The following is a 19,831-nucleotide window of genomic DNA, read 5'->3' as shown; positions in this document are numbered from 1 at the left end:
GGCATTTTGACTGAACGACTGCTTAGATATTTCCGTGATAAACAGCAAGACATCCAATCAGAAAAAACGTATGACACCCAATGCCCGTTTTGCAGCATGCAGTGCAAAATGCAGCTCGTGGAACAAACCATCGTCACACGCAAAAAGTACACAGCGATCGGGATTGATAATCCTACGACACAGGGCCGATTATGCATGAAGGGTATGAACGCTCACCAGCATGCCCTGAACTCCTCCCGCATCACCCGGCCGCTGCTGAAGAAAAACGGTGAATTTATGCCTGTTTCCTGGGAAGAAGCACTGAAGCATATCAAAGACCAAGTGACTATGATTCAACAAGAATACGGCCATGACGCCATGGCTGTATACGGAAGCGCCTCGATTACGAATGAAGAGGCGTATTTGTTAGGGAAATTCGCGCGGGTGGGCTTACAGACAAAATACATCGACTACAACGGGAGACTTTGTATGTCCGCCGCAGCAACCGCAGCCAACCAAACATTCGGCGCGGACAGAGGCTTAACGAATCCCTTATCAGACATTCCCCACACCCGTGTGATCATTCTGGCCGGCACCAATATTGCTGAATGCCAGCCTACAATTATGCCGTATTTTGAAAAAGCGAAAGAAAACGGTGCTTACATCATTGCCATTGATCCGCGCGAAACAGCGACAACGAAAATCGCCGATCTTCATCTGAAAATCAAACCCGGCACAGACGCCGCCCTTGCCAACGCTCTCGTCAAAATCATGATCGACGAACAGCTCGTAAACGAAGATTTCATTCGATCACGAACAAATGGATTCGCAGAGTTGAAACAGCATACTGACGCGTTGAGCTTGAATGATATCTCCGAACAGACGAGTGTTCCGCTGGCGCACATGCGAAAAGCCGCTGTGAAGTTTGCCAAGGAAACATCCGGCATGCTGTTTACAGCCCGCGGGATTGAACAGCAAACCGATGGAACAGCGGCTGTGAAAGGCTTCTTAAACATGGTGCTCATCACAGGAAAAATCGGCAAACCTTATTCGGGCTATGGGGCGATCACCGGACAAGGCAACGGGCAAGGCGCCAGAGAGCACGGCCAAAAAGCCGATCAGCTCCCGGGCTACCGTTCTATTGAAAATGAAGAACATCGGTCGCATATTGCGAAAGTGTGGGGAATCCATCAGGATGATTTGCCGCGAAAAGGTGTCTCAGCTTATGAAATGATGGAAAAAATCAATGACGGTGACATCAAAGGGCTGTTCCTCATGTGCTCAAATCCCGCTGTCTCCAGCCCAAATGCAAATCTCGTGAAAAAAGCTCTGAGGAAACTGACATTCTTTGTCGCGATCGATTTGTTTATTTCTGAGACTGCGAAATACGCTGATGTGATTTTGCCCGCCTCCTCTTATTTAGAAGATGAGGGCACCATGACAAATGTCGAAGGCCGCGTGACATTAAGAGAAGCAAGCAGGCCGTGTCCCGGTGAGGCAAAGCATGATTGGCAGATCATTTGTGAGATCGCATCCGCTCTCGGGAAGGGCCGTTATTTTTCTTACACGTCAGCAGAGGATATTTTTAATGAATTGAGAGAAGCAAGCCGAGGCGGGATTGCTGATTATTCAGGCATCACATACGACAGGCTCAGACATGAAGGCGGCATTCACTGGCCGTGTCCAGAACCTGATCATCCCGGAACCGAGCGCTTGTTTACAGACTCATTTGCACATCCGGATCAAAAAGCAGCATTAAGTGTGATCCCAAACGAACCGGCTGTTCCAAAAGAGAAGCCGACAGCCGATTATCCGCTGTATTTAACGACAGGCCGAGTCATGTCTCATTACTTAACAGGCGTCCAAACGAGAAAAAGCGCCGCCCTTACCGCGAGACACTTTGAATCTTTTATGGAAATCCACCCGCAAACAGCGGCGTCCTTCCATATTGAAGACCGTGTTCTCGTAAAAATAGAATCGCCGCGGGGAAGCATCACCGTCCGCAGCAAATTATCAGAACAAATCAGAAAAGACACCGTTTTTGTTCCTATCCACTGGGCAGATGCTCAAAATGTGAATGATTTAATCGGCGAAGCCTTAGATCCAGCCTGCAAAATGCCCGGTTTTAAGGTATGCGCCGTCCGAATCAGACCTATTTAAATTTTTCATAAAATTTTTAGAACTTTTCGTATATTTTGTTACATTTTATAACATGTATCTTAAATATTCCTTTTTGCTGTGCTACGCTGGAAAAAACATTGATAAGGAGCGGATCATCTGATGGGAAAAAAACAGCTAGTTCTTGTTGGAAATGGAATGGCCGGGGTAAGGGCCATTGAAGAGATACTGAGTGTTGCAAAAGACGAGTTTCAGATCACAATTTTCGGTGCCGAACCGCATCCCAACTACAACCGAATCCTTTTGTCAAAAGTGCTTCAAGGCGATACAGATATTAAAGATATTACGTTAAACGATTGGGACTGGTACGAAGAAAACCATATTCAATTATATACAAATGAAACAGTTATCAAAGTGGACACGGAAAACAAAACCATCATCACAGATGCAGACAGAATCCAGCCTTACGACGAATTGATCCTGGCGACAGGCTCTGTCCCTTTTATCCTTCCGATTCCGGGCGCAGACAAAAAAGGCGTCACAGCTTTCCGGGACATAAAAGATACAGACACGATGCTTGCCGCGTCAAAACAATATAAAAAAGCAGCCGTCATCGGCGGAGGCCTGCTTGGTTTGGAAGCCGCACGCGGACTGTTGAATCTCGGCATGGACGTGTCCGTCATCCACCTCGCCCCATTCCTGATGGAACGCCAGCTTGATGCAACGGCAGGACGCCTGCTGCAAAACGAGTTAGAAAAACAAGGAATGACCTTTTTACTTGAAAAGCAAACCGAAGAAATTGTCGGTGATGACCGCGTCGAAGGCGTCCGCTTCAAAGACGGAACAAGTATTGAAGCTGATTTAGTCGTCATGGCTGTCGGCATCCGCCCGAATACACAGCTTGGCGCAGAAAGCGGCATTTCGGTCAACCGAGGAATCATTGTCAACGATTATATGCAAACTGAAATCCCGCACATTTATGCGGTCGGCGAATGCGCTGAGCACCGCGGAATCGCATACGGGCTCGTGGCGCCGCTCTATGAACAGGCAAAAGTGCTGGCGAAGCATATTTGCGGCATCGAAACAAAACCGTATGAAGGCTCCGTTCTCTCCACTCAGTTAAAAGTATCAGGCGTCGAGGTCTTCTCTGCCGGTGACTTTAACGAATCAGATGAGAAAAAAGCAATTAAGGTTTTCGATGAACAGGACGGCATCTATAAAAAAATCGTCCTGAGAGGCAATCAAATTGTCGGTGCTGTTTTATTCGGCGACAGCAGCGAGGGCAATCGCCTGTTTTCTATGATTCAAAAAGAAGCCGATATCACTGAAACCTCTAAAATATCAATCTTACAGCCTCTCAACCAAGAAGCAGGCACAAGCATTACCGCAGCGATGAGCGACGATGAAATCATCTGCGGCTGTAACGGCGTGTCAAAAGGTGTGATTATTCAAGCCATACAGGAAAAAGGCTGCTCGTCAACAGACGAGATCAAAGCATGCACCGGTGCATCCCGCTCATGCGGAGGCTGTAAGCCGCTCGTAGAAGAAATCCTCCAGCATACGCTCGGATCAGACTTTGATGCTTCAGCGCAAAAAGAAGCGATTTGCGGCTGTACCACATTGTCGAGAGATGAAGTCGTAGAAGAAATCAAAGCCAAAGGGCTGTCACATACAAGAGAAATCATGAACGTGCTCGGCTGGAAAACGCCAGAAGGCTGTTCAAAATGCCGGCCGGCCCTGAACTACTACTTAGGCATGATCAATCCAACCAAATACGAGGATGACCGGACATCCCGCTTTGTTAACGAACGAATGCACGCCAATATTCAAAAAGACGGAACATATTCAGTCGTGCCTCGGATGTACGGAGGCGTGACCAACTCCACAGATTTGCGCAAGATCGCAGATGTCGTCGACAAATATGAGATCCCGCTCGTTAAAATGACTGGCGGTCAGCGAATTGATCTCATCGGCGTGAAAAAAGAAGACCTTCCGAAGGTATGGGAAGATCTTGATATGCCGTCAGGCTACGCGTACGGAAAGACACTGCGCACAGTAAAAACATGCGTAGGCGAGCAATTCTGCCGCTTCGGCACCCAAGACTCCATGGCACTGGGCATTGCGCTTGAGAAAAAATTCGAAGGGCTGAACACGCCTCATAAAGTGAAAATGGCCGTGTCTGCCTGCCCGCGGAACTGTGCGGAATCCGGCATTAAGGACCTTGGCGTTGTCGGCATTGACGGAGGCTGGGAGCTTTATGTCGGCGGAAACGGCGGAACTCATTTACGTGCCGGTGATTTGCTGATGAAGGTGAAAACAAATGAAGAAGTCTTAGAATACGCAGGCGCTTACCTGCAATATTACCGGGAAACCGCGAACTATCTGGAGCGTACTTCCGCTTGGCTTGAGCGCGTCGGTTTATCCCATGTCCAATCCGTGTTAAATGATCCGGAAAAACGGCAGGAGCTGAACGACCGAATGAATGAAACACTCTCTGTCCACAAGGATCCGTGGAAGGGCTTTTTGGATAATAAACAAACCTCTAAAGAGTTATTTGAAAATGTCGTAACCACATCGTAATGACAAAAACAAACATTAAGGAGGAATGGACATGGTAAACAAAGACGTAACAAAAGTATGTATCGGAAAAATTGAAGAATTGCCTGAACAATTAGGCAAAACAGTGTATATTGAAGATAAGGAGCTCGCAGTTTTCAAGCTTTCAAACGGAAGCATCCGCGCCATCGAAAACCGCTGTCCGCATAAGGGCGGCGTCCTGGCAGAAGGGATCGTCAGCGGAGAATATGTTTTCTGCCCGATGCACGATTGGAAAATCTCCTTAGAAGACGGAATCGTCCAAGAACCAGATCACGGATGCGTCAAAACATACGAAACGCTGATCGAGGGAGAACATGTTTATCTCGTATATTGATCAAAAGACCGGATCACTTTTAAGTGATCCTTCATTTTTTACAGTGACGGAAGGATGACATGATCATGAAGAACGGAATCGTATATTTCGTGGGAGCGGGCCCCGGAGATCCAGGACTGCTCACCATCAAAGGAAAACAGGCGCTGGAGGAAGCAGATGTTATTTTATATGACCGGCTCGCCAACCCGAAGCTCCTCGAATTCGCATCACCGGACTGCCAGTTTATTTATTGTGGAAAACTGCCAGACCGCCATTTTATGAAACAAAGAGAAATCAATGCCCTGCTGGTTGAAAAAGCATCAAAGGGGTTAACCGTCGTCCGTTTAAAAGGCGGAGATCCAAGTGTATTCGGCAGAGTCGGCGAGGAAGCAGATGCTCTCCATGAGCACGGCATCCGTTATGAAATGGTGCCGGGGATCACTTCCGGAATTGCAGCGCCGCTATATGCGGGCATCCCCGTTACGCATCGGGATTTCGCATCGTCTTTTGCCATGATTACTGCGCATGATACATCATTAAAAGGCACGCCGAATCTCGACTGGGAAGGGCTTGCCCGAAGCGTTCAAACCCTAGTCTTTTACATGGGCGTCAAGAATTTATCTTATATTTGCCAGCAGCTCATCGCATACGGAAAATCGCCTTCTGTCCCTGTCATTGTGGTCCAATGGGGTACGTGGGGCCGCCAGCGGAGTGTGAAAGGATCGCTAGAGAACATTCAGCAAAAAGTACAGGAACACCAGATCACAAACCCTGCGATTATCGTCATCGGAGATATCGTCAATTTTCAAACACACAGCTGGTTTGAAAGCAAACCACTCATCGGCCAGCACTTGATGGTTGTCACTCATGGCGAAGATGAAGATCCGCTTGCAGACAAGCTGCGTGCCTCCGGTGCTGATGTCATCGAATGGCCGAAATGGCGGACTGAGAGCATGCCTGTCAATGAAGAGATTCTTCGAAAGATCGGCACCTTTGAAGACATTTTTTTCACATCGCGCCATGCAGTTTGTGAATTTTTCCAAGCGCTGGCTTCCAAGAAAATCGACATCCGCCAGCTGACAGCCCGACTGAGTGCAGCATCTGAGCAAGCAAAGACGGAGGTTGAAAAACGGGGTTTTCTCGTCTCCGCCATTCAGCCTGATTCAGAAAAACGTCTTGTTGTCGGGAGCCGGCATACAGTGGAAAACATGCAGAAGCATGACTCCTGTTCGTTTTATATCACCCATGAAAACGTCATAGATGATCGGTTCACCCACATGATTCAGCGAACCATCAGTGAATCTCCGCTGCACATGATTGTATGCCCGAGCAAACCGTCCGTTCAGCAATTGATCAGCACAGGCGAACAAATTGGCATTTCGCCGGAACCCGCAGCAAGCCGACCTCCCATCGTCTGCATAGGCGATGACTCAGTTGCCGGCGCTTATGGATTCACAGCGGTCCAAAAGCAGGATGAATTGTTGGCTTTTATTCAAAATCAACAGGCGGAAAAAAAGCTTCTTCATAGCTGATTGCGGCAGCCCTCTTTAAGGGCTGTTTTATTTATGCACCAATTTTTTGTGATGGGTTGAATACATCGCCATATTTTCGGCCTTAGGGTCCAAATAAGCCTTTGCGCTGTTGACCGCTGTCGGCCCTTCCGTAAAGCCGCCGGCAATCAATCTCAGTTTACTTTCATAAAAAGCCGCGTCACCCGCCACAAACACACCCGGAAGATTCGTCCGCATATGTCTGTCAGCTTTCACCCTGCCTTCTTCAATCTCAAGCCCCCACTCCTTCATCGGTCCGAGATCAATTTTGAACCCATGATTAATGATCAGCTCGTCAACCTCTATGTCTTCCCTCTGGCCAGACGCAGTATGACAAACAGTCACACTCTGGATGCGCTCTTCATCGCCGCTCAGCTGCCCCAGACGATAAGGAGTGAGCACCCGCACCGATGATTGCTTCATCTTCGTCACGCTGCTTTCCATTCCACCGAATTCCTCGCGCCGGTGAACGACAGTCACAGACGCCGCAATCGGTTCCAGCTCATTGGCCCAATCGACCGCAGTATCACCGCCGCCTGATATCACGACCCGCTTCCCTTTAAACGCATCAAGCTTCTCCACTCCATAATGAAGGTTTTTGCCCGCATACCGGGTCGCATCCTCACTGTCAAACTCATTGACCTCAAGCGTTCCCATGCCGACAGCTAAAATCACGGTACGTGTATAATGCTTTTCTCCTTCAGAACCTGTCAGCACAATGGTGCCGTCTTCCAAGCGTTCAAATCCGGTCACTCGCTGATTCAGCACGATGTCAGGATCAAACGTCGCCGCCTGCTCCTTCAGCTGCTCGATCAGCTGTTTTCCCGCAATCCCCGGTATTCCGCCAATATCGCGAATGATTTTCTTAGGAAGAATAAAGACACCTTCCCTCCGAGCCGTGGCAAAAATTCGATTACTTTCGTTTTCAGCTCCCGCATCCCGCAGTAAAAAGCCGTAAACAGCCCGATCGGCCCCCCGCCTATAATCGTAACGTCATATATCTCTTGATTCTCAGCCATCCGTCCTGCCTCCGTTCACATCTATATCAAAACCACTTTAATTGAGAATGAATATCAATACAAAGTATATCATATTTCCCGAGCCTTTGTTTATTCATTTCTTCTCCTTGTGGTAAATTGTTGAAAACTCTATAATAGGCAGAAAACAAATGGGAGAAACAGATGAAAAGACGAGTCGAAATGATCACTATCGAAGGACATACACTAGAATATTCTGTAACAGGCAAGGGAGCCCCCATTTTTGTCATGCATGGCGGGCATTCAAATTGTTACGAGGAATTCGGGTACACGGCGCTGATTGAGCATGGGTATTCCATTATCACGCCTTCAAGGCCCGGCTATGGACGAACGTCAAAAGAGATTGGAAAAAGTCTTGCCGACGCCTGCCGTTTCTATGTGAAGTTATTAGATCATTTACAAATCGACAGTGTCCATGTGGTGGCCATCTCAGCAGGAGGGCCGAGCGGCATATGCTTTGCCTCACATTATCCGGAAAGGGTAAACACTCTAACCCTGCAATCCGCGGTCACCAAGGAATGGCTCACCCCCAAAGATACTGAATATAAAATGGGGAGAATCCTCTTCCGCCCGCCGGTGGAAAAGTGGATATGGAAGCTGGTTTCTCATCTGAATAACGCCTTCCCGCGTTTCATGTTTCAAGCCATGAGCCCGCAATTCAGCACACTTTCGTTTCAGCGGATCAAGTCCCTGATGGATGAAAAAGACATAGAAGCATTTCGGAAAATGAACAGCCGGCAGCGCTCAGGTGAAGGATTTCTGCTTGACTTGTCACAAACAGCCGCTATCTCTTCAAAAGAGCTGCAGGCCATCTCATGCCCCGTACTGATTATGCAAAGTGTTTATGATGGGTTTATCGACAAGTCACATGCACATTATGCAAAAGAACATATTCCTGACGCTGTTCTCTGTTTGCTTCACTCATGGGGGCACCTGATTTGGCTCGGGAAAGAAGCTGCTGAAACAGATAGAGTCATACTCGGCTTTTTGGAATCCTAAACAAAGTGAAACGATCCTTCCCCCTCCTCCGTCAAACAAGCAGTGCCTTTTTTTCTGGTATCATAAGAGAGGCAGCTTACCATGAGCGGAGGTTTTATTGTGACAGCACAATCATCTTTTCTTCAGCTGAATTCTATTTTTATCAGCATTTTAATAGAAGCCATTCCGTTTATTCTGATTGGCGTCATACTTTCCGGAATCATTCAAATGTTTGTTTCTGAAGAAATGATTGCGAGGATCATGCCGAAGAACCGCTTTCTCGCCGTTTTATTCGGTGCGCTGGCCGGGGTTTTATTTCCTGCCTGTGAATGCGGCATTATCCCGATTACGAGGCGTCTCCTGTTAAAGGGGGTTCCTTTGCATGCGGGCGTTGCTTTCATGCTGACAGCGCCTATCATTAATCCTATCGTTTTATTTTCTACTTTTATTGCGTTCGGGAATAGATGGAGCGTTGTCTTTTACCGGGGCGGACTGGCGCTCGCCGTTTCGGTGATCATTGGGATCATCTTATCCTATCAATTTAAGGATAACCAGCTGTTAAAGCCTGATGAACCCGGACATCACCATCATCATCACCATAGCCTGCTTCAAAAGCTGGGAGGGACCTTGCGTCATGCCATTGATGAATTTTTCTCCGTGGGGAAATACTTAATCATCGGCGCCTTTATCGCAGCCGCTATGCAGACGTACGTCAAAACATCCACTCTGCTTGCGATTGGGCAGAATGATGTATCCTCTTCCCTCGTGATGATGGGTCTAGCGTTTGTCTTGTCGCTTTGTTCAGAAGTTGATGCGTTCATCGCGTCTTCCTTCAGCAGCACATTTTCATTAGGATCGTTAATCGCCTTTCTCGTCTTTGGTGCGATGGTGGACATTAAAAACCTATTGATGATGCTTGCGGCCTTCAAAAAACGATTTGTTTTCCTGCTGATTACGTACATTGTCGTAATTGTCTTAGCGGGATCACTACTGGTAAAGGGGTGATTGGATGTTTCGTCTATTGGTGCTGATGGGATTTACGTTTTTCTTTTTCCATCTGCATGCCTCAGGAAATCTAACAAAATATATCAATATGAAATATTCCTATCTTTCCTTTATTGCGATCTTCCTGCTGGCCATTCTGACAGCCGTTCAAGCATATGTATTTATCAAGTCGCCAGAAAAAGGCGGGCATCACCATGATCATGATTGCGGGTGCGGCCATGATCACGAGCATGATCATGAACAAAACAAGCCATTTTATCAGCGTTATTTGATTTATCTTGTTTTTCTTTTTCCTTTGGTGTCGGGCATCTTCTTTCCGATTGCGACGCTTGACTCATCCATTGTCAAAACAAAAGGGTTCTCGTTTAAGGCGATGGAAAGCGGAGATCATTACTCCCAAACACAGTATTTGCGGCCTGATGCCAGCCTTTATTATGCGCAAGACAGCTATGACAAACAAATGAAACAGCTGTTTAATAAGTATTCCAGCAAGAAAGAGATTTCTCTGACCGATGATGATTTCCTAAAAGGAATGGAAACCATTTATAACTATCCGGGTGAATTTCTCGGACGGACGATTGAATTTCATGGATTTGCTTACAAAGGAAACGCGATTAACAAAAATCAGCTGTTCGTGTTGAGGTTTGGCATCATTCACTGTATCGCTGATTCCGGTGTGTACGGGATGCTTGTGGAGTTTCCGAAGGACATGAACATCAAGGATGATGAATGGATTCATATAAAAGGCACTCTGGCCTCTGAATATTATCAGCCATTCAAATCAACTCTCCCTGTTGTGAAAGTGACTGACTGGAACACCATTAAAAAACCTGATGATCCGTATGTTTACAGAGGATTTTAAGTGAAGACGAAACCAGTACAAGTACTGGTTTCTTTTTTATTTCTTTTTCATCAGCATCAAATCAAGATAAAGCTGGCATCGTGTCCTGAAATCGCTTAAATCGATCGACGTCATTTCAGTAATCTGTTTGATGCGGTAATTCAATGTATTTTGGTGAATAAACAGCTGTTCTGCTGCTGGTTTTGTTTTGCAGTTGTTGAGGAGATAGATTTCCAAGGTTTTAAGCAGCTCGGTGCTGCTTTCTTGGTCTTTCGCTTTTAATAAAGCCAAATCCTTATTCTCATATTCTAAAAATTCATTTTTCTGTTCAATGCTTTCTAAATAGCGGTAAATGCCGAGTTTGGCATATTCATATGGAATGTTTTCCTGATTGCCGGTGATTTCTGCGGCTTTGATGACTTCAAGTGCTTCTGTATAGCTCTTGCCGAGTTTTAAAAGGTGATCATATTCGTTTCCGATACCGATATAAATAGGGGTAGGTATTTTCTGAAAGTGAAAATGTGTTAACAGCTTATTAATAAATTCTGAAGCTGCCGAGGAGACGGAGCTTTTTTGGGAAAAACTCGCTACGACGATGACAATATTTGATTCGATCGTTAAGACATGACTGACTTTATCCCGTAAATTCAGGTACGACCTGATATTTTCCTTTAAATCCTCAACCGCTTCCCCATCCCCATTCGCGGCGTGCAGGATGACAACTGAAAACATGGAAGGCAGCACGGTGTTGATTCTTTCGGCTTCCCGTCTGAGTTCCTTCTCAGTGGTAAATTGCTGATAGATCGCCCGTTTGATGAGATCTTCTGCTTTTTCTTCCTTTTCCTGTTTCAGCTTGTTCGTTTTATAAATGATTTTCCCGACATGGAAAGAGGTCTCATACAAAAAGTCGAGTTCTTCTTCCGTCAGATTTTGGTCCAGCTCCTGAACCCAGATGTAGCCCATGACTTCCCCTTTGTGCTTCGCACTCACGACTACCCTTTGGTTTAACCCAATGCTTTCAATTTTATTGACGCGAAAAGGCTCAGGTTCGGTTTTCAGTTTTTCAATGATTCCGTCCTTCAAAAACCTCTCAAAAATCTGAACAGGACATTTTTTCGAAAAAATAGTCTGCTGGTTGGCAGAATCAAAATGGTTAATATAGTAAGAATTATAGGCTAACAAAAAGAAATCCGCGCTTTCCAGTATGACTGGTTTTTGCAGTTCATAACTGATAAAGTCAATCAGCTTATCAACATCTGAAAATGAAAAAACTCTCTCTAAAAGCTCTTCCATACCTTTTTCTCCTATACTTTTTTTACTTTAATCATATCCATACGGGGGCTTTTTGTATAGAAAAAAATACGTTTGTTTCCAAAAGAAAAAAACGGCCGTTTAAAAGGAGAAAAGAGGAAAAAGGGACAGCCCCTTCCTCCTCCTTTCGATCTTTATTGTGACATTGTGTCTTGGTAGTCTTTAAACTGGTCTTCGACAGCTTGTGACGGAGCCTGCGTCAATACACTGACGATAAAGACAGATAATAGACTCGCAGCAAAACCAGGTATGATTTCATACAGAAAGTCCGAAAGACCGGCATTCGCCCAAATGATTACAGTTGCTGCTCCCACAATCATGCCGGCGAGTGCCCCCCATTTGGTCATTCGTTTCCAAAACAGACTGAGCAGTACGACCGGCCCGAATGATGCACCGAAGCCCGCCCAAGCGTAGCTTACCAATCCAAGGATTGTATTATTTTTCTCCCAAGCAAGGAATAATGCGATGACAGAAATCACAAGCACAGCCATACGGCCCAAAAACACCAGCTCTTTATCAGAAGCTGAGCGTCTGAACATCGACTTATACAAATCTTCTACCAGAGAGCTTGATGTTACAAGCAGCTGGGAAGAAATTGTACTCATAATCGCGGCCAAAATAGCTGAAATCAGAAAACCTGTGATAATCGGATGGAACAAAATATTCCCTAATTGAATAAAAATCGTCTCAGGGTCCTTCAGTGTCATGCCATTCTGATGGTAATAAGCGATTCCGCCCAAACCGGTCAGCACAGCGCCAACTGCCGACAAAATCATCCAGCCCATTCCGATTCTGCGCGCTCTTTTGATCTCTTTGACAGACGTTATCGCCATAAAACGCACAATGATATGCGGCTGTCCAAAGTATCCCAAACCCCAGGCAAACAAAGAAATAATGCCAAGGACGCTTGTTCCTTTGAAAATATTAAACATATCTGGATCAACAGAGCGGATTTCAGTAACTGTTTCACTTGCTCCTCCCGTGTGGAAAAACGTAACGATCGGAACAAGGATGAGTGCGGCAAACATAATGATCCCCTGAACAAAATCTGTCCAGCTGACTGCCAAAAAGCCGCCAAACAGGGTATATACCACAACAACACCAGTCACAACCCACAAGCCTGTATGATATTCCATCCCCAAAATACTGTTGAATAAAACGCCGCCGGATACCATTCCAGACGAAACATAAAATGTGAAGAAGACTAAAATCACAATCCCTGAAAACAGTCTCAGCAGCTTCGAATGGTCTCCGAAGCGATTCTCAAGGAACCCGGGAATTGTGATGGAATTCCCCGCTTGTTCAGTGTAGGTTCTCAGCCGAGGCGCAACGTAGAGCCAGTTCGCCCATGCTCCAAGGCAAAGTCCGAACACAATCCAAATACCGCTCAGACCTGTTGAAAACATGGCACCCGGGAGCCCCATCAGCAGCCAGCCGCTCATATCGGCAGCACCGGCACTGAGAGCGGTTACCGCCGGACCCAAAGAGCGTCCTCCAAGCATGTAATCCGTCAGATTCGACGTACGCTTGTAAGCAAAGTAGCCGATCAGCAGCATCCCCGCCATATAAATACAAATCGAAATAATCAGCTGTGTGTTTTCTATGGCACTTCCTCCTCTTTTTTATGGTATATGGATGAAATGGACATCCCCGCAGGGAGGATGCCCATTTAGTCCCGCTTTAGAACATTTCACTGATTGTTTTAGCCTGCATGTGCAGTGCCAAGTAATCCGGTCCGCCTGCTTTTGAATCCGTTCCGGACATTTTGAAGCCGCCAAACGGATGGTACCCGACGATAGCGCCTGTACAGTTGCGGTTGAAGTACAGATTTCCGACATGGAATTCCTGTTTCGCACGCTCAATGTGCTTGCGGTTGTTTGTGATAACTGCGCCTGTCAAACCGTATTCAGTATTGTTTGCGACTTCTAAAGCTTCATCAAAGTTTGACACTTTAGAAAATGCAACGACAGGTCCGAAAATTTCTTCCTGCATGAGTCTTGCTTTCGGATCAAGGTCAGCGAAGATCGTCGGTTTGATGAAGTATCCTTTCGAATCGTCACCAGTGCCGCCGCTTACTAAACGCCCTTCCTGTTTTCCGATCTCGATATAGCTCATAATTTTATCATAAGAACCTTGGTCAATGACAGGTCCCATATAAACATCCGCACTGTCAGGTTTTGCTGTTACTTTAGATTCTGTAATTTCAATGACACGCTTCAATACCTGATCATACACTTTTTCATGGACTACTGCACGTGAACCTGCAGAACATTTTTGTCCCGCAAAGCCGAACGCTGATGTAAAGATGGATTGAGCTGCCAATTCAATGTCCGCATCCTCATCGACAACAACCGTATCCTTACCGCCCATTTCAGCGATAACACGCTTTAAGTGCTGCTGGCCTGGCTGAACCTTCGCCGCGCGTTCGAAAATTCTCGTACCCACTTCTCTTGATCCCGTAAATGTGATAAGGCTTGTTTTTGGATGGTCAACAAGGTAGTCACCGACTTCCGCTCCGCTGCCTGGAACAAAGTTGACTACGCCTTTTGGCAATCCGGACTCTTCAAGGACCTCAACGAATTTTGCAGCAATGACAGGTGTAGCACTCGCAGGTTTTAGAACTACTGTGTTTCCAGTAACGATCGGCGCCACTGTTGTTCCTGCCATGATCGCAAACAAGAAGTTCCAAGGCGGAATAACAACTGTTACACCAGTTGGTGTGTACACATATTGGTTTTTCTCGCCTTCACGGCTGTTGACCGGTTTGCCTTTTGCCAGTTCGATCATTTGGCGCGCATAATACTCCATGAAGTCAATCGCTTCAGCTGTATCAGCATCTGCCTCGTTCCAAGGCTTTCCTGCTTCTTTTACAAGCAAAGCGGAGAATTCATGTTTTCTTCTGCGGACTTTGGCAGCAGCGCGGAACAGGACAGCCGCTCTTTCTTCCGGAGACGTGTATCTCCACTCTTCGAATGCCTTCGCAGCCGCTTCAATCGCTTGCTCAGCGTGCTCTTGAGAAGCTTTGACACTCGGCCGACGACTTCTTCTTTATCAGCCGGGTTGATCGAAACGATTTTCGCTTCTGTTTCCACTCTCTCGCCGTTAATGACTAGCGGATAGTCTTTTCCTAAATATTCGCTTACCGTCGCAAGCGCTTTTTTAAACGCTTCCACGTTGTTTTGATCTTGGAAATTTGTGAATGGTTCGTGTTTGTAAGGTGTTGTCATGATAATCTCTCCTTTTTTACTTCTTTGTCATTCCTTTGAAAGCAAATGCAATGTTTGACGGACGTTCTGCAAGGCGTCTCATAAAGTAGCCGTACCAATCTTCGCCGTATGGCAGGTAGACTCTCATGTTATAACCTTCTTTTACGAGGTTGAGCTGGGTTTGCGACCGCATGCCGTACAGCATCTGAAATTCAAACTTGTCATTGGCAATGCCATTTTCCTTGGCAAGCTGCTTTGTATAGTCGATCATTTTGTCGTCATGTGTGGCAATCGCTGTATAGTGACCGTTTAAGAGCTGCTTTCGGATGATTTTTTTGTAATTTTCATCGACATCGCTTTTCTCCGGGTAAGCTACTTTTTCTGATTCTTTATAAGCTCCTTTTACAAGGCGAAGGAACGGGTTTAAAGAATCCAAATCGTCAATATCTTTTTCCGTCCGGTACAGATAGGCTTGCAGCACTGTGCTTACATACTCGTATTTCCTTCTGAAATCTTTGAAAATATCAAGCGTTTTCTGGCATCTGACTTCATCTTCCATGTCAATGGTGACCATGATTTTATGCTTCTCGGCCGTCTGAAGGATTTTCGTCATATTTTCATACACCAGATCCATATCTATATCCAGACCTAAAGACGTCATTTTTAAAGAAACGTGTGAGTTCAGCTGCTGATCCGCAATGGTTGCAATGGTTTGAATGCACTCTTCCGTACGCTCCCGTGCGACCTCGGCGCTGTTCACAAACTCGCCTAAATGATCGACAGTAACTGACAAACCTTGGCTGTTCAGCTGTCGAATGGTCGGGATTGAACTGTTAAAATCATTCCCGCCAATAATTTTACCCGCTGCTACTCTGCTTCCCCAGTTCTTTGCCATTTTATTGAGAAAGCCGCTTTTGGATAAAAATAAGAAAAAATCTCTTGTGATCACTTCCAACCTCAACACCCCGCAATCTAAGAAGTATTTGTATGAGTTTATTGTAAATGGACAAAACCGACGTTCACAATATTCTCAAAATACAAAGATTCTGATTATTTTTGTGGGTTTGCCACAATCAGATAGTTAGAAAGTCGGGGAATTCTGTCGAACAAAGGAGAAAAGGAAGCGACAAAAAACATCAGCTTCCTCCATCCTTCCACACTTCTTCAACCGTATTCAAAAGCAAACGATTCAATTCAGGTGTCATATCCTTTTGTTTTGCTTTCAGCGTTTTTGCTGCTTCCATGATTCTTTCGATTTCCGTTTCAATGAATTCGTGAATGACTTGAATTCTTGCTTCGAGATCAAGCTCTTCGCCTCTTCTTTTCCGTTCAAGCAAGGTTTCCATTTCTGCCTTCAGCTCAGGGTCAGTCACAAGTTCATTCATCAAAACAGTAAAATCCATTGGCGGAATCGTTCCGTGCTCTTCAATCCATTTGCAAGCCAAAATAGGCCGAAGCACGTAGAAATACTTTTTGATTTTGACCTCTTGCCCTTGAAGGTAATCTTTGACGTTCCTTCTCGCCATATTGATATAGTGATACACGCTTGCTTCAGGCTTAAATGCCTCCGTCCGCAGTTTTCTTAACTGCTCTGCAGTCGTAAATGCTTCGTAGTACACAATGTCTGAGGACAGCCATTCAAGGAGCGGCGGGTTTGACTTTTTGAAGAGGCGCAGCGTCTTTCTCAGCTCCCAGCCGCTGATATCCAGCAAATCGTGAATCGGTTCCTCAATGACATCACGCTCCTGCTCAATTGAAAAATACCATTCCTTTTTCGGCACATAAATAAAGCGGACATCGTAATCACTGTCCTGCGACGGGAATCCCCATGCGCGGCTTCCTGACTCAACGGCATATACGATTTTGACTCCGTATGACTGCTCGATTCGTTTTAATTCATCAATGATCCTCTGTTTCATATCTATTCGTCTCCAGTCTGTTCTCATTCCGGCAGTTTGCAGAAAAAAAACCGCCTGATGTTGTGCGGCGGCTTTTCACGTTTATCAGCCTTTAAGATGCTGCTTAAAGAAAGCAAGTTTTTCTGTTTGAAAGGCAGGGATATACTCATGCCCGAAGTAGCGGTACACCTTGAGCTCTTTCTCTGTCTCCAAGTGGTTGTATGCGGCAAACACGGTGGACGGCGGCGTGACCTTGTCAATCAGACCGATCGACATCAGAACAGGGACCTTCACTCGGTCAGCGAGATTCATAATATCGAAATATGAAAGTGTCTTCATCGCCTTCTCTTCCGTTTCCGGGCTGCCATTTCTTCTAAAGAAGGAATTGATTTCAAGGTACGGCTGTTCAAGCGCCACATCAATGGCCCGTTCAAAGTTGCTTAAATAAGGATAATCGGCAACCGCGGCTTTCGGAATGTCTGACAGAGCTGCTGCGGCAATGGTTAAGCCGCCTCCTTGGCTTCCGCCTGTCACACCGATTCTTGCTTCGTCAACTTCGTCAAAGCTGCTTATGACTTCAAGCGCGCGGACAGCGTCCAAATAAACGCCCCGGTAATAGTATGTATCTTTATCAAGGATTCCTTTCGTCATCCAGCCCAAAGCATGACCATGCGGAGAAATAGTCGTATCCTCGCTGCTCTGCTGGCCGCGGACAAGCATGCCGAATGCGGCGTAACCGTGGAGCGCCCAGTTTACCATTTCATGAATCTCACCGTCATAGCTAGCGTTGTAGCCATGATATTTGACGATCGCTGGATGCGGGCCTTCCTTGTCAGGCACTGCGTACCATCCGGCAATGCGGGCGTTTCCGAAGCTTTTATATGTGAGGCGGTACACCTTAACTCCATCAGCAGGATAATCAACCGGCTGTAAATCAGGTGCTGCTTGGACTTTCGCAAGTTCGTCCAAAGACGATTTCCAAAACTCAGAAAAATCGTTCGGTGTTGTTTTTTCAGGCTTATACGTTTGCAATTGGTCGAGCGGCAGATCGAATAGTTGCATTTCCGATTATTCCCCTTTGTTTTATAAGATTTAGTTTGTATTCCTATACTACCACGTTTCGGATTTGTTTTCTAAATATTTTCACTTTTGTTTTCCAGACAGCCTTCATCAAACGTTTGTTTAAGACTTTCCCGGCTCAGTTCCATAAAGGCCTGGGCTGTCAGACTGACATAGCGGTTCTTTAAAAACACAAAGACGAGGGTTCGTGATGGCGCGGATTGAATGGATAAATAGATCACACCCGGATCTTTATCCCTTCTGACCATATTCGGCGCCATTGTCACACCTAAGCCGTTGGCCACAAGAGATTGGGCGGTTTCAATATGGCTCGTTTTAAAGGCAGTATTCGGCTTAAAGCCGCTTTCCGCACAGAGATCGAGAACTGTCCTGCGAAATCCGAAACCTTCTTTTAACAGAATAAACGGCACGTGCCTTACCATTTCAAGCGGCACGCACGGCTGGCGGCCCTTCTCACCTTCCAGCGCTTTCTCAATCAGCGCGGCCATTTCCGGCGGCATCCACCTTTGTTTTTCCTTCGGCACTGCGAGAACAATCGGTTCCGTGAGCAAGTGTGTAATGGAGAGCCGTTCATCCTCGATCGGCAAGGATAAGACAGAAAGGTCAACCTCTCCCTTTGCCGTCATCTCCTCTAAAGAAACCGGATCTTTTTCAACAAGCTGAACCTCCACATGAGGATAACGCGCCAAAAACTGCTTTAGCAGAGGCGGAAAGAGATATCTTCCTGTTACAGCAGGAATCCCAATGGAAAGCTTGTGCCCCAGTCCTTGCGACCGCTCCTGCATCTCCCGGAGCAAGTCATCTTTTGAACGAATGATGTCCTCGGCTTTTTCAATGAAACGCCGGCCGTGGGGTGTCAGCGTAACAGAGCCGTGGGTTCTGTGAAAAAGGGTAAGACCCAGCTCAGCCTCAAGCTTTTTGATTTGCTGGCTAAGAGATGGCTGAGCGATATGAAGATGCTCTGCCGCCTTTGTAAAGCTTTGGCGCCGGGCGATTTCCGCTGCATATTCCATCACTTTAATATCCATTTCAGCCTCCATAGGTTGAACCTATCGTTTTTATCATTTTTATATCTTGGACGAATCATAACAGAAATTGCTAACATAATCCATATCATCATTTACAAAAAAAAGGAGCTGGTTCACATGAGAAATGAAACACCGTTTTCTAAAAACGCCGAGATGTACCGGGATGAGAAGGTATTTGCCGAGGGGGAAGATTTAGGGTTCATGATCAAAACGGCGGAATGCCGGGCTGAGCAGCGGGTGCTGGATATCGGAGCGGGTGCTGGCCATACAGCGCTGGCATTTTCCCCATATGTACAGGAGTGCATCGGTGTTGATGCGACGAAAGAGATGGTAGAGGTTGCCTCCTCCTTTGCGCAAGACAAAGGAGCGGGAAGCGTACGCTTTCAGCAAGGAACGGCAGAGTCACTCCCCTTCCCCGACGATTCATTTGATATCGTCACCTGCCGATACGCGGCCCACCATTTTTCAGATGTCCGCAAAGCCGTCAGCGAAGTTGCACGCGTGCTGAAAAAGGACGGACGTTTTCTCTTAGTCGATCATTACGCGCCTGAAGATCCCGTTCTTGATGAGTTTGTTAATCATTTGAACCAGCTTCGAGACCCTTCCCATGTCCGGGAAAGCTCATTATCAGAATGGCAGTCGATGTTCACTACTAATCAGCTTGAGTACCAAGAAATCCAAAAGTGGAATTTGCCGATTCAATACGAAAGCTGGATCAAACGGGGCGGAACTCCCGCCGACCGGGAAAAGCAAATCACCGCCCATCTGAATGACGCATCAGACGAAGCGCGTGACATGTTCCACATCAAATTGAATCAAAACGGACAGCCCGGCTCCTTTTGTTTAAAAGCGATTTTGATACAGGGCATAAAACGATAAAAAAAGCCGT

14 protein-coding genes and 2 pseudogenes are annotated in these 19,831 nt (G+C 46.3%); 8 read left to right on the top strand and 8 right to left on the bottom strand.

The window, feature by feature from the left end:
* Positions 1–6: 6 nt before the first annotated feature.
* From nasC to cobA, 4 genes are all read left to right on the top strand, one after another.
* Positions 7–2,139 carry an assimilatory nitrate reductase catalytic subunit NasC gene (nasC, locus tag GYO_RS24210; RefSeq protein WP_014112597.1) on the top strand — a complete coding sequence of 711 codons (2,133 nt, stop codon included), beginning with the start codon at positions 7–9 and terminating at the stop codon, positions 2,137–2,139.
* 120 nt (positions 2,140–2,259) lie between these two features.
* Positions 2,260–4,677: an NADPH-nitrite reductase gene (gene nasD, locus GYO_RS24205; protein WP_014112596.1), complete on the top strand. Its 2,418-nt coding sequence runs from the start codon at positions 2,260–2,262 to the stop codon at positions 4,675–4,677.
* Positions 4,678–4,708: 31 nt separating this feature from the next.
* Entirely contained in the window at positions 4,709–5,029 is a 321-nt protein-coding gene (gene nirD / locus GYO_RS24200; RefSeq protein WP_010332967.1) for a nitrite reductase small subunit NirD, read from the top strand.
* A gap of 59 nt (positions 5,030–5,088) precedes the next feature.
* Positions 5,089–6,540 carry a uroporphyrinogen-III C-methyltransferase gene (cobA, locus tag GYO_RS24195; RefSeq protein WP_080010050.1) on the top strand — a complete coding sequence of 484 codons (1,452 nt, stop codon included), beginning with the start codon at positions 5,089–5,091 and terminating at the stop codon, positions 6,538–6,540.
* A 27-nt stretch (positions 6,541–6,567) separates the two neighbouring features.
* Here the strand turns inward: cobA and ffoR are convergent.
* A pseudogene (gene ffoR, locus GYO_RS24190) lies at positions 6,568–7,577 on the bottom strand (ferredoxin--NADP(+) reductase).
* A gap of 162 nt (positions 7,578–7,739) precedes the next feature.
* Here ffoR and GYO_RS24185 point away from each other — a divergent pair.
* The 3 genes from GYO_RS24185 (at position 7,740) to GYO_RS24175 (ending at position 10,440) form a co-directional block, all read left to right on the top strand.
* Positions 7,740–8,594 carry an alpha/beta fold hydrolase gene (locus GYO_RS24185; protein WP_014112594.1) on the top strand — a complete coding sequence of 285 codons (855 nt, stop codon included), beginning with the start codon at positions 7,740–7,742 and terminating at the stop codon, positions 8,592–8,594.
* A gap of 99 nt (positions 8,595–8,693) precedes the next feature.
* Positions 8,694–9,578, top strand: a complete 885-nt coding sequence (locus tag GYO_RS24180; RefSeq protein ID WP_072566806.1) for a permease — start codon at positions 8,694–8,696, stop codon at positions 9,576–9,578.
* 4 nt (positions 9,579–9,582) lie between these two features.
* Positions 9,583–10,440 carry a TIGR03943 family putative permease subunit gene (locus tag GYO_RS24175; protein ID WP_014112592.1) on the top strand — a complete coding sequence of 286 codons (858 nt, stop codon included), beginning with the start codon at positions 9,583–9,585 and terminating at the stop codon, positions 10,438–10,440.
* Positions 10,441–10,476: 36 nt separating this feature from the next.
* On the opposite strand, the gene putR is transcribed toward GYO_RS24175, so the two are convergent.
* From putR to GYO_RS24140, 7 genes and pseudogenes are all read right to left on the bottom strand, one after another.
* Positions 10,477–11,712: a proline utilization transcriptional regulator PutR gene (gene putR, locus GYO_RS24170; RefSeq protein ID WP_003224834.1), complete on the bottom strand. Its 1,236-nt coding sequence runs from the start codon at positions 11,710–11,712 to the stop codon at positions 10,477–10,479.
* 152 nt (positions 11,713–11,864) lie between these two features.
* On the bottom strand, positions 11,865–13,286 hold the full coding sequence (gene putP / locus GYO_RS24165; RefSeq protein ID WP_236827564.1) for a sodium/proline symporter PutP: 1,422 nt from the start codon (positions 13,284–13,286) through the stop codon (positions 11,865–11,867).
* Between the two features lie 124 nt (positions 13,287–13,410).
* A pseudogene (gene pruA, locus GYO_RS24160) lies at positions 13,411–14,957 on the bottom strand (L-glutamate gamma-semialdehyde dehydrogenase).
* A gap of 16 nt (positions 14,958–14,973) precedes the next feature.
* Positions 14,974–15,885, bottom strand: coding sequence for a proline dehydrogenase PutB (gene putB, locus GYO_RS24155; RefSeq protein WP_072566805.1), 912 nt, complete (start codon positions 15,883–15,885; stop codon positions 14,974–14,976).
* Positions 15,886–16,072: 187 nt separating this feature from the next.
* Positions 16,073–16,855: a nucleotidyltransferase domain-containing protein gene (locus GYO_RS24150; protein WP_014112589.1), complete on the bottom strand. Its 783-nt coding sequence runs from the start codon at positions 16,853–16,855 to the stop codon at positions 16,073–16,075.
* An 84-nt stretch (positions 16,856–16,939) separates the two neighbouring features.
* On the bottom strand, positions 16,940–17,896 hold the full coding sequence (gene cah, locus GYO_RS24145) for a cephalosporin C deacetylase (protein ID WP_014112588.1): 957 nt from the start codon (positions 17,894–17,896) through the stop codon (positions 16,940–16,942).
* A gap of 71 nt (positions 17,897–17,967) precedes the next feature.
* Complete coding sequence (locus GYO_RS24140) at positions 17,968–18,942, bottom strand: LysR family transcriptional regulator (RefSeq protein WP_014112587.1); 975 nt, start codon at positions 18,940–18,942, stop codon at positions 17,968–17,970.
* 117 nt (positions 18,943–19,059) lie between these two features.
* Between GYO_RS24140 and GYO_RS24135 the strand changes: the two genes are divergently transcribed.
* A complete protein-coding gene (locus GYO_RS24135) occupies positions 19,060–19,821 on the top strand; it encodes a class I SAM-dependent methyltransferase (RefSeq protein WP_014112586.1) in 762 nt (253 codons plus the stop codon).
* The last annotated feature ends 10 nt before the right edge of the window (positions 19,822–19,831 follow it).

The organism is Bacillus spizizenii TU-B-10 (genome assembly GCF_000227465.1).
GTDB classification, from domain to species: Bacteria; Bacillota; Bacilli; order Bacillales; family Bacillaceae; genus Bacillus; species Bacillus spizizenii.
Note: the sequence above shows the minus strand (reverse complement) of the source record. Positions and strands in the feature narration are given on the sequence as shown.

Bases quoted from the DNA above. Each gene is read 5' to 3' on its own strand.
- nasD (WP_014112596.1), top strand. From the start codon at position 2,260: ATGGGAAAAAAACAGCTAGTTCTTGTTGGAAATGGAATGGCCGGGGTA.
- GYO_RS24175 (WP_014112592.1), top strand. From the start codon at position 9,583: ATGTTTCGTCTATTGGTGCTGATGGGATTTACGTTTTTCTTTTTCCAT.
- GYO_RS24135 (WP_014112586.1), top strand. From the start codon at position 19,060: ATGAGAAATGAAACACCGTTTTCTAAAAACGCCGAGATGTACCGGGAT.
- putP (WP_236827564.1), bottom strand. From the start codon at position 13,286: ATGCTGCTGATCGGCTACTTTGCTTACAAGCGTACGTCGAATCTGACG.
- cah (WP_014112588.1), bottom strand. From the start codon at position 17,896: ATGCAACTATTCGATCTGCCGCTCGACCAATTGCAAACGTATAAGCCT.
- GYO_RS24185 (WP_014112594.1), top strand. From the start codon at position 7,740: ATGAAAAGACGAGTCGAAATGATCACTATCGAAGGACATACACTAGAA.
- putR (WP_003224834.1), bottom strand. From the start codon at position 11,712: ATGGAAGAGCTTTTAGAGAGAGTTTTTTCATTTTCAGATGTTGATAAG.
- GYO_RS24140 (WP_014112587.1), bottom strand. From the start codon at position 18,942: ATGGATATTAAAGTGATGGAATATGCAGCGGAAATCGCCCGGCGCCAA.
- cobA (WP_080010050.1), top strand. From the start codon at position 5,089: ATGATCATGAAGAACGGAATCGTATATTTCGTGGGAGCGGGCCCCGGA.
- GYO_RS24150 (WP_014112589.1), bottom strand. From the start codon at position 16,855: ATGAAACAGAGGATCATTGATGAATTAAAACGAATCGAGCAGTCATAC.
- nirD (WP_010332967.1), top strand. From the start codon at position 4,709: ATGGTAAACAAAGACGTAACAAAAGTATGTATCGGAAAAATTGAAGAA.